Annotated in this window: 17 protein-coding genes; all 17 read right to left on the reverse strand. The window is 46.8% G+C overall.

Annotation, left to right across the window (positions count from 1 at the left end; translation table 11 throughout):
* Positions 1-57 precede the first annotated feature (57 nt).
* Positions 58-990 carry an ornithine carbamoyltransferase gene (gene argF, locus AC50Y5_RS11770; RefSeq protein ID WP_494861508.1) on the reverse strand — a complete coding sequence of 311 codons (933 nt, stop codon included), beginning with the start codon at positions 988-990 and terminating at the stop codon, positions 58-60.
* A gap of 70 nt (positions 991-1,060) precedes the next feature.
* Positions 1,061-2,263 carry an acetylornithine transaminase gene (gene argD / locus AC50Y5_RS11775; RefSeq protein WP_056036958.1) on the reverse strand — a complete coding sequence of 401 codons (1,203 nt, stop codon included), beginning with the start codon at positions 2,261-2,263 and terminating at the stop codon, positions 1,061-1,063.
* A gap of 30 nt (positions 2,264-2,293) precedes the next feature.
* Positions 2,294-3,085 (reverse strand): acetylglutamate kinase, encoded by a 792-nt coding sequence (gene argB, locus AC50Y5_RS11780; RefSeq protein ID WP_056036956.1) that lies wholly within the window; start codon positions 3,083-3,085, stop codon positions 2,294-2,296.
* Between the two features lie 44 nt (positions 3,086-3,129).
* Positions 3,130-4,371 carry a bifunctional glutamate N-acetyltransferase/amino-acid acetyltransferase ArgJ gene (gene argJ / locus AC50Y5_RS11785; protein ID WP_494860787.1) on the reverse strand — a complete coding sequence of 414 codons (1,242 nt, stop codon included), beginning with the start codon at positions 4,369-4,371 and terminating at the stop codon, positions 3,130-3,132.
* Positions 4,372-4,420: 49 nt separating this feature from the next.
* Complete coding sequence (gene argC / locus AC50Y5_RS11790) at positions 4,421-5,470, reverse strand: N-acetyl-gamma-glutamyl-phosphate reductase (protein WP_494860790.1); 1,050 nt, start codon at positions 5,468-5,470, stop codon at positions 4,421-4,423.
* 185 nt (positions 5,471-5,655) lie between these two features.
* On the reverse strand, positions 5,656-6,579 hold the full coding sequence (locus AC50Y5_RS11795) for a YitT family protein (protein ID WP_494860794.1): 924 nt from the start codon (positions 6,577-6,579) through the stop codon (positions 5,656-5,658).
* Positions 6,580-6,780: 201 nt separating this feature from the next.
* Positions 6,781-7,888 (reverse strand): peptide chain release factor 2 gene (gene prfB / locus AC50Y5_RS11800; RefSeq protein WP_494860797.1). Its coding sequence is split into 2 segments (ribosomal slippage): positions 6,781-7,815 and positions 7,817-7,888, totalling 1,107 coding nucleotides; the frame shifts between segments, so codons are not numbered across the junction.
* Between the two features lie 172 nt (positions 7,889-8,060).
* On the reverse strand, positions 8,061-10,565 hold the full coding sequence (gene secA / locus AC50Y5_RS11805) for a preprotein translocase subunit SecA (protein WP_056036945.1): 2,505 nt from the start codon (positions 10,563-10,565) through the stop codon (positions 8,061-8,063).
* Positions 10,566-11,078: 513 nt separating this feature from the next.
* Entirely contained in the window at positions 11,079-11,624 is a 546-nt protein-coding gene (gene hpf / locus AC50Y5_RS11810; protein WP_099518253.1) for a ribosome hibernation-promoting factor, HPF/YfiA family, read from the reverse strand.
* Positions 11,625-11,861: 237 nt separating this feature from the next.
* Complete coding sequence (locus AC50Y5_RS11815) at positions 11,862-12,059, reverse strand: cold shock domain-containing protein (protein ID WP_056036940.1); 198 nt, start codon at positions 12,057-12,059, stop codon at positions 11,862-11,864.
* A gap of 159 nt (positions 12,060-12,218) precedes the next feature.
* Positions 12,219-12,524, reverse strand: coding sequence for a hypothetical protein (locus AC50Y5_RS11820; protein WP_494860800.1), 306 nt, complete (start codon positions 12,522-12,524; stop codon positions 12,219-12,221).
* Positions 12,525-12,888: 364 nt separating this feature from the next.
* Positions 12,889-13,092: a hypothetical protein gene (locus AC50Y5_RS11825; protein WP_494860802.1), complete on the reverse strand. Its 204-nt coding sequence runs from the start codon at positions 13,090-13,092 to the stop codon at positions 12,889-12,891.
* Between the two features lie 153 nt (positions 13,093-13,245).
* Positions 13,246-14,469, reverse strand: a complete 1,224-nt coding sequence (gene fliB / locus AC50Y5_RS11830; protein ID WP_494860804.1) for a flagellin lysine-N-methylase — start codon at positions 14,467-14,469, stop codon at positions 13,246-13,248.
* 124 nt (positions 14,470-14,593) lie between these two features.
* Positions 14,594-14,914 carry a flagellar protein FliT gene (gene fliT / locus AC50Y5_RS11835; protein ID WP_494860806.1) on the reverse strand — a complete coding sequence of 107 codons (321 nt, stop codon included), beginning with the start codon at positions 14,912-14,914 and terminating at the stop codon, positions 14,594-14,596.
* Between the two features lies 1 nt (position 14,915).
* Positions 14,916-15,314: a flagellar export chaperone FliS gene (gene fliS, locus AC50Y5_RS11840; RefSeq protein WP_430160415.1), complete on the reverse strand. Its 399-nt coding sequence runs from the start codon at positions 15,312-15,314 to the stop codon at positions 14,916-14,918.
* Positions 15,315-15,329: 15 nt separating this feature from the next.
* On the reverse strand, positions 15,330-16,838 hold the full coding sequence (gene fliD, locus AC50Y5_RS11845; protein ID WP_494860808.1) for a flagellar filament capping protein FliD: 1,509 nt from the start codon (positions 16,836-16,838) through the stop codon (positions 15,330-15,332).
* Positions 16,839-16,853: 15 nt separating this feature from the next.
* The gene (locus AC50Y5_RS11850) at positions 16,854-17,231 is read right to left on the reverse strand and encodes a flagellar protein FlaG (protein WP_494860810.1); all 378 of its coding nucleotides are present in this window, start codon (positions 17,229-17,231) and stop codon (positions 16,854-16,856) included.
* Between the last annotated feature and the right edge of the window lie 8 nt (positions 17,232-17,239).

Raw genomic sequence — 17,239 nt, forward strand, 5'->3', positions numbered from 1 at the left:
CTCGGCGAATATCCCGCTATGCGGGTGGCAAGCCGAATAACGCCGAGTTAAGCTTTATTACATAATGGCGGCCATGATGGCCTTTTGAGCATGAAGACGATTCTCCGCCTGGTCAAAAATGATCGAGTGGTCGCCGTCAATGACGCCCTCGCTCACTTCCTCGCCGCGATGTGCAGGCAGGCAGTGCATGAACAAAAAGTCCTTCTTGGCATGTGCAGTCAAGGCTTCATTCACTTGATAAGCGGCAAAAGCAAGCTCGCGTTCCTTCTGCTCCGCTTCTTGTCCCATGCTCGCCCAAACATCCGTATAAACGACGTCAGCGCCTTCAATAGCTTCTCTCGGATCGCGGCATACATGAATGCGCGAGCCCGTCTCAGCTGCATGATCCTTCGTTTGCTGCACGATGTCCGCATCCGGCTCGTAGCCTTCCGGAGTAGCTACCGACATGTCGATGCCCAGCTTAGCCGCTCCCATCAGCAGGGAGTGAACCATGTTGTTGCCATCGCCGATGTAAGCTACTTTCAGCCCTTCCAGCTTGCCTTTATGCTCCAGAATAGTCTGGTAGTCGGCCAGCGCCTGACAAGGATGTGAAAGGTCGGTCAAGCCGTTAATAACCGGAATCGTTGCACCGCGCGCCAGCTCCACTACTTTGCGATGAGCGAATGTACGAATCATAATGCCGTCCAAATAGCGGGAAAGCGTCTGTGCCGTATCCCAAATGGACTCGCCGCGCCCGATTTGCAAATCATTGCCGCTGAGGAACAATCCGTGACCGCCGAGCTGGTAAATACCTGTCTCGAACGATACGCGCGTACGCGTCGAGGATTTTTCAAAAATCATCCCGAGTGTTTTTCCTTTAAGCAAATGATGCGTTTCGCCCGCTTTCAGCTTTTGCTTAAGCTCGATAGCGAGATCGATCAGGTAACGGATTTCCGCTGGCGCATAATCGACCAGCATGAGAAAATCGCGGCCTTTCAGGCTCGCAGCCATTTCTTCTTTTACTGCTTCTTGCAATCGTATCTCCTCCACTTCCATCTATGCATTTTATTAATGATAGCTGTTATTTATTGTCGCCTGCGCCTGCCAGCAGCTCTGCCAAAATGCCCACCGCTTGATCAATCTCCTCGTTCGTCACGAGCAGATTTGGCAGCAGACGGATGACACTCGGCCCCGCCGAAATGACGAGCAGCCCTTTATCCTGCGCTGCAGTAAGCAAGCCAGCGATTGGTGCCGCGCATTCGATACCTACGAGCAGCCCTTTGCCGCGAATGTCTTTCACGAAAGGATTGCCTTCAAGCTTCGCTTTCAGTTGCGACGTCAAATATTCGCCCTTCTCCTCCGCACGCTCAGACAGACGGTCGCCGACAATCGTCTCCAGCGTCGCCTTCACAACAGCTGTTGCGATAGGTGTTCCGCCAAAGGTCGAACCGTGGCTTCCTGGGCCAAACGCTTCGCGAAGCTCTTCCCTGCACACAGCTGCCCCTACCGGGAAGCCGCTGCCCAGCCCTTTGGCCAGCGTGAAAATATCCGGTTCAATGCCGTAATGCTCGTAAGCGAACAGCTTGCCTGTACGGCCCATGCCTGTCTGGATCTCATCGACAATAAGCAAAATGCCGTGCTTGCGGCACAGCTTGCACAGGGCATGCACAAATGCCGGATCAGCTGGATAAATGCCGCCCTCTGCCTGAACCAGCTCCAGCATGACCGCCGCTGTTTTGTCGCTGATTGCCGCTTCCAAAGCTTCAATATCATTGTAAGGAATGTAGCGGAAGCCCTCCGGCAACGGAGCAAAGCCTTCCTTAACCTTCTCTTGGCCTGTCGCTGTCAAAGTTGCCAGCGTCCGTCCATGGAAGGAATTTTCGAATGTAATGATTTCGTAACGGCCATTGCCTTTAATCTTCTGCTGGTATTTGCGCGCCAGCTTGATTGCCGCTTCATTCGCCTCTGCGCCCGAGTTGCAGAAAAATACAGCGTCGCCGCTGCTGTTGTCCGTCAACAGCTTAGCAGCTTCCTCCTGATTCGGAATATGAAACAGGTTGGATACATGCCACAGCTCATCGAGCTGCTTCACTAAAGCTTCTTTGATTTTGCGAGGCGCATGTCCCAAATTCGTAACGGCGATGCCGCTCATGAAATCGAGGTAACGCTTGCCCTGATCATCCCACAGCCAGCTTCCTTCGCCCTTCACCAGCGCGATTGGGTATCTCGCATAAGTAGGCAGCAGCGAATTTGCCGCTGCCGCAGATGTTGTTTTCTCACTCATCGTTTATATCCTCCCTCCCGCTCTCGCGATTTAAACCCCTTTGACAATACGCGTACCGACTCCACCCTCGCGCACTGCCTTAGTCAATACGCCTGGCTCCTCGCCGCTGACGATGACGACTTCCTGCACCTGTCCTTGAATACATTGTACAGCTGCGCGAACCTTCGGAATCATTCCGCCATATATTTCTCCGCTTGCGATCATCTCGTCAATATCGGCAACGGTGACCACAGGCAGCACCTGCTTCACACCATCAACCGTGCGCATAATGCCCGGCACATCGGTTACTACGATCATTTGATGGACACCCAGATGGGAAGCTACAGCCCCAGCCGCGGTATCCGCGTTAATGTTGTAGCGCTGCCCCTGTGCATCAATGCCTACAGGCGCGATAACAGGAATATAACCCATTGCCATCACGCCTTCTATAACAGCAGCGTTAATGTCCGTCACATCGCCTACAAAGCCGATCTCATCGGCGTTCGCCACAGGACGTGCGGTAATCAGCTGGCCATCCACACCGGATAAGCCGAGCGCCTGTGCGCCGCAGGAAGACATTTTCCGTACAATTTCCTTGTTGATGCGTCCCGACAAAACCATTTCGACGACATCCAGCACCGCTTCGCTCGTCTTGCGCAAGCCGCCGACAAACTCCGTCTCAATGCCGAGCTTTGCCAGCGTCTCCGAGATCGCCGGTCCGCCGCCGTGTACAATAACCGGGCTAACGCCAGATTGCTGCAGCTCCCGCAGCTCGCCGAAGAAGGATTCAGGCAGCGCAGCAAGTGTGCTGCCGCCGCATTTCATTACAAATCGTTGCGTCATGCTATTATGAGCTCCTTTATCGCTTAATGCCGCCTCATGCACCGTTATGTACGGTAAGCCGCATTAATTCGCACGTAGTCATAAGTCAGGTCACAGCCCCAAGCCGTTGCTGCGCCTGCTTCCATATGCAGATCCACATGAATGACGACCGTATCGCCCTTCAAATACTCCAGCGCCTTCTCCTCGTCAAAAGCGACCGGCTTTGACTGCTGCAGCGTCACAATGCTGCCCAGCGAAATGTCGACCGTATCCGGGTTGACAGGCTCGCCAGCGCGGCCTACTGCCGCAATAATCCGGCCCCAGTTTGCATCTGCGCCAAACACTGCCGATTTCACAAGGGAAGAACCTATGACCGTCTTCGCAATCGCTTGCGCCGATGCATCGCTAACCGCTCCACGCACTTGAACCTCGACAAGCTTCGTTGCGCCTTCGCCGTCACGCGCGATCGCTTTCGCAAGCACCTCGCACACATGGCGAAGCGCCGCGCCGAAAGCTGCCCAGCCTTCATGCTGCGCATTAAGCTCGCTGTTGCCAGCTAGTCCGCTCGCCATCGCAACGAGCATATCGTTCGTGCTTGTGTCGCCATCTACCGTAATCATATTAAAAGTATGGTTCGTCGCTTCACGCAGCAGCTGCTGCAGCGCCTCGCTGCCAATTGCCGCATCCGTCGTAACGAAACCAAGCATCGTTGCCATATTCGGGTGAATCATGCCGGAGCCTTTCGCCGCTCCAGCGATATGAATGAGCTGTCCGTCAATTTCAACAGATACACAGACCATTTTTTGCACCAAATCGGTCGTCAAAATCGCTTGGCAGAAGCTTTCTGCCGCTTGCTTGTCCGAACCCAGCTTAGCTGGCAGCTCGCTGATGCCGCTGCGCACTTTGTCCATCTTGAGCAGCTCGCCAATGACGCCGGTAGAAGCTACCGCCACTTCATCTGCTGCAATGCCAACACGCTCAGCGAATTTATTGCGCATTTCATAGGCATCCGCCTCGCCCTGCTCGCCAGTGCATGCATTGGCGTTGCCGCTATTGACCAGCACAGCACGCAGGCGGCCGCCTTCGCCAATGCTCTCGCGCGTCACCTTAAGCGGTGCCGCCTGAAAAACATTTGTCGTGTAAACGCCCGCCGCTGCCGCCGGAACCTCGCATACGATTGCGCCGAGGTCATTGCGCGTCGTTTTTTTGAGGCCGCAGTGTATGCCGCCCGCTGTAAAGCCCTTCGGTGTTGTAATCGAGCCTTCCGCCACAACCTTATAAAGGGGTGCAGTGTGTCCCTGTCCCATAATTACATCGTTCTCCTTCGCTTCATTCTAAATTAGGTTATGCTGCTTCTTATGGATAAACAGGAACAAACTGCAAACCAAGCGTCTCATCCCAGCCCATCATAAGGTTCATGTTCTGAATCGCTTGTCCCGCTGCGCCTTTGACCAAATTATCAATGACCGAAACAATCGTCACTCTGCCCGTACGGCTATCGAACGCAAAGCCGATATCGCAATAATTCGAGCCCCATACTTCCTTCGTGGCAGGCAATTGTCCTTCAGGACGAATGCGCACAAATGGACGGTTCTCGTAATAGCTGCGATACAGGTCCATAAAATCATCCGCGCTTCTGCCGTCTTTCACCGTTGCATACATCGTCGTCATAATGCCGCGCGTCATCGGCACGAGATGCGTCGAGAACGTAATCACAACCGAGCGGCCTGCAACATCGGAAAGCACCATTTCGATTTCCGGCGTATGCTGATGCTGATTCAGCTTGTACGCTTTCAAGCTCTCGTTCAGCTCGGAATAGTGAGTGCCAAGGCTCGCGCCGCGTCCCGCTCCAGAAACGCCGGATTTCGCATCAATTATGATGCTGTCCGGATCGATAAAGCCAGCTTGCACAGCTGGAACAAGGCCGAGAAGCGCCGCCGTAACGTAACAGCCCGGGTTGGAAATGAGATTAGCACCCTGTACACGGTCGCCGTACACTTCAGCCAATCCGTACACCGCTTGCTTCAAATACTCCTCGTCCGCGGCGGGCTTTTTGTACCATTTTTCATATAAAGCTCTATCTTGCAGGCGGTAGTCGCCGGATAAATCTATCACTTTAAGACCTACAGCAAGCAAATCAGGTGCCAGCCTAGATGCGACAGCCGCTGGTGTTGCCAAAAATACAACATCCGCCTTGCTGCGGATCGCTTGTGGCTCTACATCATCTAGCAATTCTTCGCGAATGCCCGTTAAGTGTGGGTATCCTTCTGTAATCGGCGTCCCCGCGCTGGATGATGAAATAACCGAGGTCACCTCAGCAAGAGGATGTGAGGCTAACAATCGAATAAGCTCAACGCCGCCGTAGCCAGTTGAACCGATAATAGCTATTTTCAGTTTATCGCTCATATCCATCATCTCTCCCTATGAGACTATCTAAAAGTATATTGTACATGATTCGGCAGTCGATTAAAACACACTGTTTTTCCGTATTATTATACATGTCATTTCATATTAATACAATGAGCGAATGGATGTATTTTTGTGCCTAGCACGCTCGTACAACCCGTTGTTTGGGATCAATGTCGCTATTCCTATTCCAGCTTAAAACCTTCCCCTACTACCTCTGATGTATTGCTAATGATGACGAAAGCAGCTGGGTCAACTGTACGAACGAGCTGCTTGAGCTTCGCTACTTCCATTTGCCCCACGACGACCATAAGTACGGTCCGCCCCTCCCCACTGTAGCCGCCATGTCCATCAAGCCTCGTCAAACCGCGGTCGAGATCATAAAGAATCGTCTCTGACAATTTTTCCGGCTCGCTGCTAATAATAAAAGCAACCTTCGACACCGGCAGCCCGCTTTGAATAATATCAATTGTTTTACTCGTTACAAACAGCCCGACTAAAGCATACAACGCCACTTCCGGCGAAATAAGCAGGCCCGCCGCAATGATGACACACCCGTCAAAAATAGCGACGGAGAGCCCCAGCGACAATCCCGTGTAACGATGCAAAATTTGCGCAGCCAAACCAAGCCCTCCCGTTGAGCCGCCTCCGCGAAAGACGATGCCAAGCCCGAGCCCAACGCCGATCCCGCCATAAATAGCAGCAAGCAAGGGATTATGTGTCGGTGTATCCCAATGGGAAGTAAGCAGGACGAATAACGGCAGCACGACGGAGCCAAGCGCCACTTTAAGCGCATAGCGTTTGCCCAGCAGCCACAGCCCTACAAAAAACAAAGGAATATTAACAGCCCACTGCGTATATGCTGGCGAAATGTCAGCAAAACGCTGGACCAAAATCGAAATGCCGGAAACACCGCCTGAGGCAATCTCATTAGGCACCAGAAATAAATTAAAGCTTGCCGCCATTATAAAAGAGCCCAGCAGCACCAGAAGCATGCTCCAAATGAGCTGTTTACCAGGGCTGAGCGGTTTTTTCTTCCGTTTGTTTATTACCTTCGAATTGGCCGCATGCAGCTTGCCGTTTCGTGTATCATTCGTCTCTTTGCTCATCTCGAATCCCACCCAAATTCATAAAGTCATACCTATAAGCGCTCATAAAAAAGAAGAGTTCCACCCTTGTTCGAGTCGGAACTCTTCTTAGCTTACGTCAATATGGCTTGATCCATGCGTATTCATCCATATCCTATTACCTATAACCGCATTTGCCAGATGCGGTAGCTAACTGCTAGGAGCGCTATAACAGCCTGCCGTTTAGTCGTGGCGAATTTGATGGCGCAAATATCCGTTAATGAAGGCATTCAGGTCGCCATCCATAACGGCGCCTACATTGCCTGTCTCCACCGAGGTGCGATGATCCTTGACCATGCTGTACGGATGAAAAACATAGGAGCGGATTTGGCTGCCCCAGGCAATTTCCGATTGCTCACCGCGAATTTCCGCGAGATGCTGCCGCTGCTCTTCAATTTTCCGCTCATAAAGCTTGGAGCGCAGCATATTCATCGCCCGCTCACGGTTCTGGATTTGCGAACGCTCCTGCTGGCAGGCAACGACGATACCCGAAGGAATATGCGTAATACGAATCGCCGATTCCGTCTTGTTGACGTGCTGTCCGCCCGCTCCACTGGCGCGGTATGTATCAACCTTCAAATCCTCACTGCGGATTTCAATATCGATGTCATCGGTTATTTCCGGAACTACATCGCAAGATGCGAAGGACGTATGACGACGGCCTGACGCATCAAACGGCGAAATGCGAACGAGGCGGTGTACGCCCTTCTCCGCTTTAAGATAGCCGTAGGCGTTGTAGCCTTTGACCAAAATCGTAACGCTCTTGATGCCTGCCTCATCGCCTGGAAGATAATCCAGCAGCTCGACCTTGAAACCACTTTTCTCTGCCCAGCGCGTATACATCCGGTACAGCATTTGGCCCCAGTCCTGCGACTCGGTGCCGCCTGCGCCAGGATGCAGCTCAACGATTGCGTTAAGCTTATCATAAGGCTGGTTGAGGAGCAGCGTCAGCTCAAAATCATTCAGCTTGCGCAGCAGCTGGGCTGTTCCTTCCAGCAGCTCAGGCTCAAGCGTCTCGTCCTGCTCTTCCTCTGCCAGCTCCAGCATCGTTTGCAAATCTTCCATCTCGCCGTTCAAACGCAAATATTGATCGACGACCGATTTGACCGCATTCATTTCGGAAATAACGTTTTGCGCCTTGTCATTGTCATCCCAAAAATCAGGCGCCGTCATCTTTTCCTCATAGTTGGCGATTAATTCATTTTTTAGATCTAAGTCAAAGAGACCCCCTGAGATCTTGGAGCCGCTTCGCTATTTCCCGCAAATCTTGTTTCACCGTTGGTTCTATCATAGCGTACGTTTCACCTCAAATTTCTCATCTTGTCTGGTTGCCCAGCTTTTTCTTGCTCTGCTGCTCTGCTACTGCCTGATGGCATAAACGCGCCTGCTGCGAAGCGCTGCAGCTTTTGCCGCATTGCTCCGCACACTGGCGCGTTAAGCCTTGCCTATCCGATCACAGCACCTTATTTACCGTGGCACTGCTTGTATTTCTTGCCGCTGCCGCATGGGCAATCATCATTGCGGCCGACCCGGTCCAAACGCTTCGCCGGACGCTTTTCCTGGCTTTCGCCTGGGCTGTTCGTCGTTGTCTGGCCTTGAGCTACCTCTTGGCGCTCCAGGTTGCTTTCTACGCGCGACTTCATAATGTATTTGGCAACTTCTTCTTGGATCGTGTCAATCATCGCCTTGAACATCTCAAAGCCCTCAAATTGGTACTCGCGCAGCGGATCCGTGCCGCCGTATGCCCGAAGGTGGATACCTTGGCGCAGCTGATCCATTGCATCGATGTGATCCATCCATTTGCTGTCAACCGCGCGAAGTGAAACGACCTTCTCGAATTCACGCATCGTCGTTTCACCAAGCTCTGCTTCACGCTCGTCATAATAAGCAACGACTTTGTCATAAATAAATTCGGTAATTTCCTCAATTTCCTTGCCCCAAATATCGTCTCTCGTCACGGTGCCTTCATTCAGAAGGTTCGCATCTACGAAGTCGATAATGGTTTCCAAATCCCACTCTTCTGGAATATCCTCCGTACAGTGAGCTTTAACCGTGCGATCAATGACCGCTTTAATCATTTCCATGACGATTTCACGAATGTTATCGGAAGTGAGCACGTCCAGACGCTGCTTGTAAATCACTTCACGCTGCTGGTTCATGACATCATCATATTGAAGAACGACTTTACGCAGATCGAAGTTGTTTCCTTCTACACGCTTCTGAGCCGATTCTACTGCACGGGTAATCATCCGGCTCTCGATCGGTTGATCCTCTTCCAGACCGAGACGATCCATCATGGCCATAATATTATCCGAGCCAAAACGGCGCATCAGTTCATCTTCCAGCGACAAATAAAACTGGGACGAGCCCGGATCGCCTTGACGTCCGGCACGACCACGCAGCTGGTTATCGATCCGGCGGCTCTCATGGCGCTCCGTACCAATAATATGAAGGCCGCCAAATTCAGCTACCCCTTCACCGAGCATAATATCGGTACCGCGTCCCGCCATGTTAGTAGCAATAGTAACGGAGCCCTCTTGACCGGCACGCGAAATAATTTCAGCCTCTTCCGCATGGAACTTCGCATTCAGTACTTTATGTGCAATACCGCGGCGTTTAAGCATTTCTGCCAGACGCTCGGAATTTTCAATGGAAATCGTACCGACTAGTACAGGCTGTTTGTTCGCGTGGCGAGCTACGATCTCTTCCACAACGGCATTGAATTTGCCTTTTTCCGATTTATAAACGACATCTTGAAGGTCTTTACGAATCATGGAGCGGTTCGTTGGAACTTGAATAACGTCCAAGCCGTAAATCCGCTTAAATTCTTCTTCCTCCGTCTTCGCCGTACCCGTCATGCCCGCAAGCTTGCGATACATCCGGAAATAGTTCTGGAACGTAATCGTAGCCAAGGTCATGCTCTCATTTTGTACTTTGAGCTGCTCCTTCGCTTCAATCGCTTGATGCAAGCCATCACTGTAACGGCGACCAGACATTAGACGTCCAGTGAATTCATCAACGATGAGGACTTCGTCATCTTGAACGACATAATCGACATCGCGCTTCATAATGACATTAGCCTTAAGCGCCTGTTGGATATGGTGATTGAGCGTCACATTTTCATGGTCAAAAAGATTTTCAATGTGGAACGCCTTCTCCGCCTTCTCCACGCCTTCTTCCGTCAGCATGACATTGCGCAGCTTCACATCAATCGTGTAATCCTCTTCCGCCTTCAAACGGCTCAAGAAGCGGTCTGCCGAATAATAAAGCTCAGTCGACTTGGCAGCTTGTCCCGAAATAATAAGCGGTGTACGCGCCTCATCGACAAGGATGGAGTCAACTTCATCAATGATTGAGAAATAAAGCGGGCGCTGAACCATTTGTTCTTTGTAAAGAACCATGTTGTCGCGCAAATAATCGAAGCCAAACTCATTGTTCGTACCGTACGTAATATCGCAAGCATAGGCGCTTTGCTTCTCCTCATGCGACAAGCCGTTCAGGTTGCAGCCGACCGTCATGCCGAGGAAATTGTAAAGCTGAGCCATCAGCTGGCTGTCACGAGAAGCCAAATAATCATTGACCGTTACGACGTGCACGCCTTTCTCGAGCAGCGCGTTCAAATACACAGGCAGTGTCGCTACGAGCGTTTTACCTTCACCGGTTCTCATCTCAGCGATTTTGCCCTCATGAAGAACGATACCGCCCATCAGCTGCACATCAAAGTGACGCATGCCGAGCGTACGCTTCGAAGCTTCACGAGTAACTGCGAAAGCTTCTGGCAATATTTGATCAATCGTCTCCCCTTTAGCAAGGCGAGCTCTGAATTGTACAGTTTTAGCTGCGAGCTCCTCATCGGACAAAGCCGAGATGGTGGACTCCAGTGCATTGATTTCTTCTACTTTACGCGTGAGGCGCTTAACCTCGCGCTCGTTCGCATCACCAAATATTTTTTTCACTAATCCGAGCATGGGGCTTCCCCTTTCACCTTACGCTTGTTTGCCTTAAATTGTAACAGTTTGCAGGATGCACCGCAACGCATCACCAATATTTTCAGGTAAGAATATAACCATTTTTACCAAAAGGAAAAAAGGCGTATCGCCTACGTATTCAACTGAGTTCATTATACATCGCGCAGAGGGCGAAATCAAAACGACTTCCTATTAAAAGCGGCTCTCTCCCCTATGGTTAAATGCACCATGTCAAGCGTAAACGGCTGAAGCCGTCCTCTGGCGGCTAAGCTGCTGTTTCGAGGGTGGAATAAAAGCCCCTTTATAAGTGTAAAACTTATAAGATCTTATATTTCAAGGTGAAACGGCTGTCGCCGTCCTTTGACGGGGCAGCGCGTTTCATTCCGAGAAATATAGAGAAAGGGTGGGAAAATCATATCCTTTCCTATATTTCAAAAAAATGAAAAAGCCCTCCCTCCCGCAGGAGGAAAGGCTTGAATTTGCAATAGATTTATAAGTACGACTGGCCTTCTATTAGCCTTGTTCAATTAATCCATATGTTCCATCATCGCGTTTGTATACGACGTTCACCTCTTCATTTAAGCTATTGGCGAATACGAAAAAGTTATGGCCGACCATATTCATTTGCAAAATGGCCTCCTCCACATCCATCGGCTTGAGCAGAAACTTCTTCGTCCTTACGACTTCGAAATCCTCTTCCTCATGCTCGAGAACGCCTACGGCGGAGCCTTCTTCCCTGAACAGCGATTTCACACCGCTATCATGGCGGAATCTACGGTTGACTTTCGTTTTGTGTTTGCGAATTTGTCTTTCCAGCTTATCCACAACTGTATCAATAGAGGCGTACATGTCGGCACTTTTCTCCTCCGCTCTCAAAAAGTTGCGGGCAATCGGAATCGTGACCTCGACAGCGTGTATGCCTTTCGTTACCGATAAGGTTACGGTTGTTTCGGAGGTAGGGGCTTCAAAATACTTCTCTAAGCGGCCGAGCTTCTTCTCGACATAATCCTTGAGTGCATCTGTCACTTGTAAATGTTGACCTCGAATGATGTATTCCATGGGGCATGCCTCCTTTACATGTTCTTATTATAACATAGTAGGGGAGGTATAGTAAAACTATTTTCTATTTATTTAGAATTTTCTAATAATTTATGTCGAAGGTTTGAACGAAGGGCTTATTCGGGTATCTCGTGCAGATTCAGGGACACTTTCTGCAAAAAAATAAAAGCCCCGGTTGCCCGGAGCTTAAAGTTACATATAAATGAATCCTATAGACTGGCTAATGCAGCCTGATGATTACAGTTTAGTGACGTTAGCAGCTTGTGGACCGCGTGCGCCTTCTACGATGTCAAATTCAACCGCTTGGCCTTCGTCAAGAGTTTTGAAGCCTTCTGTTTGAATAGCCGAGAAGTGAACGAATACGTCGCCGCCTTGATCAGTTTCGATAAATCCATAACCCTTCTCCGCGTTAAACCATTTAACTTTACCTTGCATGCATAAACAGTCCCTTCATCTTCAAATACTGTGAAACACCTTACTCATGTGGCCCACAATTTGACTATAACACCGCGTTATTAGAATTGTCAAACAATTTATTGTAAGCGAATACATTCTTGCTGAATCTTGCATACAGTATCTCGGAATGGGTATTTATTAAAGATCCTTATCAGAACATTTTTTAGAAAATTGATACTTCGCTGGACCAATACCTGCCGCTCTAGCATCTAGAAAGGCATTAATTTGAATCATTGAAAGATCATATTCCCTTTCAAAATCGTTAGTCATGGTAATTGTAAGAATTGCTCTATCTGAATCAGAGTCTGGATCTGGATTAGGTGCTATTGTTTCTGTACCAAAAGCGTCAAAATCATATAATATGTTCGTGCTTGTTTTTATGTTACGTAAAACAATTTCTTTCACACCGTTCCAAGGGCCACTAATCACATACTGGTCAACCATTTTAACAAGTTCATAAGTATAAACGACTTCATTGGAAGCGTTGTACAATTTTATTTTATAACCATAATTCATACTTAACATAAATGAGGTTAGATGAGCTTTATTAAAAATTTATAGGATACTGTCTGCCCAGCACCAATTGCTGCCCACGAAGACCTGTATCCATCAGAAATATTCGCATTTGCAAGTTCTCCTGTACTATCATCCGTAAAACGTTTCCCAGCCAACAAACCTCCTGACGAAGCATAAACACTAGCCACAGGAATTATTGCTAGTAATAACGCCATCAGTATAACAACTGCCTTTAGCATGAGAAAATCACGTTAAGCTTGGTTCTTATCAAACGGGATGTGAATATGTCAATCTATCTCTTGATCAACTTGGTCAGTTGCCAGTCTTGAATGAATAAAGCTAGATTGATGCCAGCAATTTCTCCGTCGCCTATAGCATTTGGAAAACTTCTTGCAGTGATAACAACAGAACAGACGTCCAAACCACTCATTAATCCTAATTCTCCGTAAATGCCGTTAAGATGGGAGTAGTTCTTATTGGTTTCTTTAGTATTCATGATATTATAGTCCTTACTCATAGCACAGAACCGTTCAGTTTTTTGTTTTTACAGGTCAAAACCAAGAAAAATCTCCTAGACCACAGGAGATTTTTCTTGGTTTAATATTCTATTAACTGATATCAAGGAGTTACAATCTTTCAATTTATATAGTTACTCATTTTTAATTAATAGAGACAAATGACCGATCGTGTAATAGTTTTCCTTTTTCAACTCTTCACACACATCTTTAACGAATTGATTATTGTGCTCATAATTTTTCGAGAAGGACTGAATTAATTTAACTACTATTTCATCGGTTAAACCCTCATGATATTTTGCTATGCCTATCAGATGCATCTTTATTAATGAGAAATTAACGGCCAACATCATGAATTGCTCAAATATATTCAATTTTCCCGAGACGGGAAACAGCGTATGATATACGGTATTAACCAAATAGTTTTCCAAAATATATTCATGATCTTTTATATAGGGCAAATAATACTCCGTATATGCTTGTATGTAGTGTTTCATAATATTTTCTGGATCCTCATTCTCATCTTTAAGACCATTTATATAATCGTCCAGGCATTCCCTGTATCTTATATTCCAAATCTTTTTTTCAGCACGATTCATAATCAGTTTATTAAGAAACGTCAACTGAAATTTAGTATTGGATGGGAAAACCTTATAATCTCTAAGTTCGGCATTCGTTTCCATTTGATATTTAAACTTGTCTATTTCGTCTGTAACTACTGAAAAATCACCGTTTTTTGTAGCTTCATAAATTTGATCGCAAAGCCACCCAAGAAGCAACAAGCGATGTGGTAATTCAAATTCCCGATTTTGCAAAATTTCAATTGCGGCTATACGAATATCCCATAAAAACGAAGAAAATTCCCCAGTATTAGCGCTTACCTTACGATTCACGTAAATATTAGGCTTTCTAAGTGACTTCCCTTGAACAAATTCGATTCCATTTGGCTCAAGCAACATGATTCTGGCAATCTCGGGGCAGGAAGGAGTAGCTGATATCTCTTGCACACCGCTAACCTCATTAATCTTTCTAGGATAGGTAGCACAAGTCGGACTGAGATAATCCTCCCCCAAATTAGCTTGAATCGAGCATAAACCGTTATCAAGCATGGTGCAGCCGCCTGTTTGTTCATCCAATTTCATAGATGCATAATGGGCATCATGAGCATTCGTCTCAATTTTAGTAACGTTTCCTTTAAATCGTTCCCGCCATGCGCGATCCTTCACATTCATATATTTATTATAACTACGTTTATCAATTGAAATATGCCATAAAGCACAACAGGTATCCTCGCATTCTGCCCCAATACATTGAAAATGTTCCATATACTTAGGAATCAGCGCATAGTCTTCGGTCATATGTATCCTCCTCGTAATAACTCTTGGTCCATTTACGTTTCTTCCTGTTATATCGGCATTCATCCTATAAAAAATGATAGAAGTCGCTTGGATATAAATCCCAAGCGACTTCTATCAGCCAGCATTATTTTTTCTGATCAAAAAAATAGCTTTCAGTGGAATATCCCATATCGTATGCATTTTTTTGTAGACGGAACGATTGAATTTTACCTAATGCTAAGGAGGCATCACTTCTGATAGTATTCATTCTCTCCACAATAACCTGATCATACTCTAATATTTTGGAGAGCAGTTGCTTATCCGAGTCCGATATCTCAGGCTTTGCTTGGAGATTCTTAATAACCTCTTCTCGAAGATCAACTAAAGTATAAAAATGTTCTTCTGTGTTTTCTGTTAGTTCTACTGCCATGGCTTGTGTCATATCATATAACTTCTGAATTTCCATATTATTCAGCACTCTGTTGGAGTTGAATGGTTGAAGTCGTTCCTTTAATCGCTTCTTTCCATGTTACACGAAGCTCCTCCAAGTAATTCAATGCCTCTTCAGCTGGGACTGTATCCTTCTTAATATTAGCTTGAATCGTCAAATGCAGCATGTATTCATAGATACGATACAATTCTTTTGAAAGTGGAATATCAAAATTAAGCGCCGCAATGAGTTCATTAATAATAGATTGGCATTTCTGCAGACTCAAATTAGCTTGTTCATAGTTCCTAGTACGAATACCCTCAATACCGCCCTTAATAAATCTAATGGCTCCATCATACAGCATAATAATGAGTTGCTCAGGCGCAGCGGTTTGAACAGATGACTGTTTGTATATTTGATATGGTGAATTAATCACTGCAGTTCACTCCTTTTAACCTGAGAAGCTGGACAAGCTGGAGGCTTGGGAATTAAATTTATTGATTGCCGTCTCCATAGCGGTAAATTGCTTATAATATTGGGTTTCTGTTTTATTTAAACGAGTAAGCATGCTGCTTTCACGTTCCTTCATCAGACGTAGCTGACCACTTATGATAGAGCTTTCTAAAAATGTCCCACTCGATTCCGTACTAGTAAGGGATGTACCTGCCTTGGAGGACAGACTTTGCAAAGAATCTCCTGCAGAAGCAGACATTTTTGCAAACACTCCGGATTGCGTACTACTAGGCGATACATCTGTTCCACGCTTCGTAAACATTTCGATGACTTTATCAGGATCCTTCTCCAGTGCAGTTCGAAGTGTCTCCTCGTTCAGAACCAGTTTGCCTTTCTCCGTATAAGAAGCCGTCGAAATACCAATTGATTGAAATATTGCTTTACCACCGCCATCAACTTGACCAGTATCATAGCCTCCCACGAGTGATGTTGCAGCAATACGAAGATCTGATACCAGCTTGGTCAGAATGCTATCATTACGGATAAGGCCGCTTTTTGCTTTATCTTCCCATAACTTTATCTCGCTATCTTGCATGCTTTCTTTCAGCTCGTCAGTCAATGGAAGGTAGGATCTGTATTTCTCCTCAGATATCTTGGAGTTAATTGACCCTATCAAATTATTATAGTCATTAACGAATGATTTAATTGAATCTATAATCTTGTTCGTGTCCGATACAGAAGTTAAGGTCGTCACACCATTCGCACCAGATTCTGACTTGATCGTAAAATCGAAGCCGTTAATTGCAAATCGGTTGCTGCTTTGGGTATATTCTACTCCATTAAGCGAGATCACTGCATCCTTGCCTACAATAGCCTTCTGATCAAAACCAGTTAATGTGTCGAACCCTTCTAATTTAACAGCAGTTGAGCCTGTCTGGCTATTCATAATGGATATCTGCCCCGTCGTTTCATTATAATAGGCAGATGCTTTGGCATTCTTGTTAGCATTAATTGCCGAAGCTAATTCACTTAGAGTAGCTGTTGCTGCATCTAATGTTATTTCCTGATCATTGACTTTAACAATAATATCACTGCCCACTGGAGTGAATCCAAGATCCGTAAGCTTCATGCCTGCAGTGCTGTTAACCGTATTTGTATCTGCATCTGGATTATAGGTAAAGACAGTTCCGGCAGCAGATGACACTTGGTTGACACTTACATTTAATGATCCTGCAGATGATGAATTAGTCGCATTTACTGTTAGAGCGGAAGCATTGCCTGTAACCTCGGTTGTCTTAGCCGTTATCGCGTTTGACATATTATATGATTGTATCTTATTATTGCGAAAATCAACAATCTTGCTGCTCATTTCCCTATAAGCTTCCCGTTGATATTCTATTGATAACCGTTTCTGAACCATCGTATTATACGACGTCCGTTTGGCTTTCATCATTTCCTTGACCATATCGTCAACTTGCATACCTGATGCCAATCCTGTTATTCTCATCTTCTCTTCCTCCTCTTAAACTCTTTTATCAATTAGAATTCCATTTATTTCCATGAATTTCGCTACCAGATCAAGCGTTTTCTCGGGTGGAATCTCCCGAATCAGCTCCCCTGTCTCCTTGTTTAACACTTTAATGACAATTGCTTTGGTTTGTTCATGTACCGACATCTCGAATGTCGTATCTGGGCCCTGAATCGCTTTGAGAACACGATCAATGGTCCTCACCACCTGCATATCTCCAATAGTAACTTTCTCGCCTTGCAACTCTGCCTGCTGCAAGGCATCAACTGTCTTAATCTGAGAAACTACACTCTCCCTACCTGACAAGGATTCGCTATTTACGTTTTTGTCAGACTTATAACCTGTTGACTGATTGACTGAGGAAATGTTCATTAACAAAC

It is taken from the genome of Paenibacillus sp. JT22N7 (genome assembly GCF_059383875.1).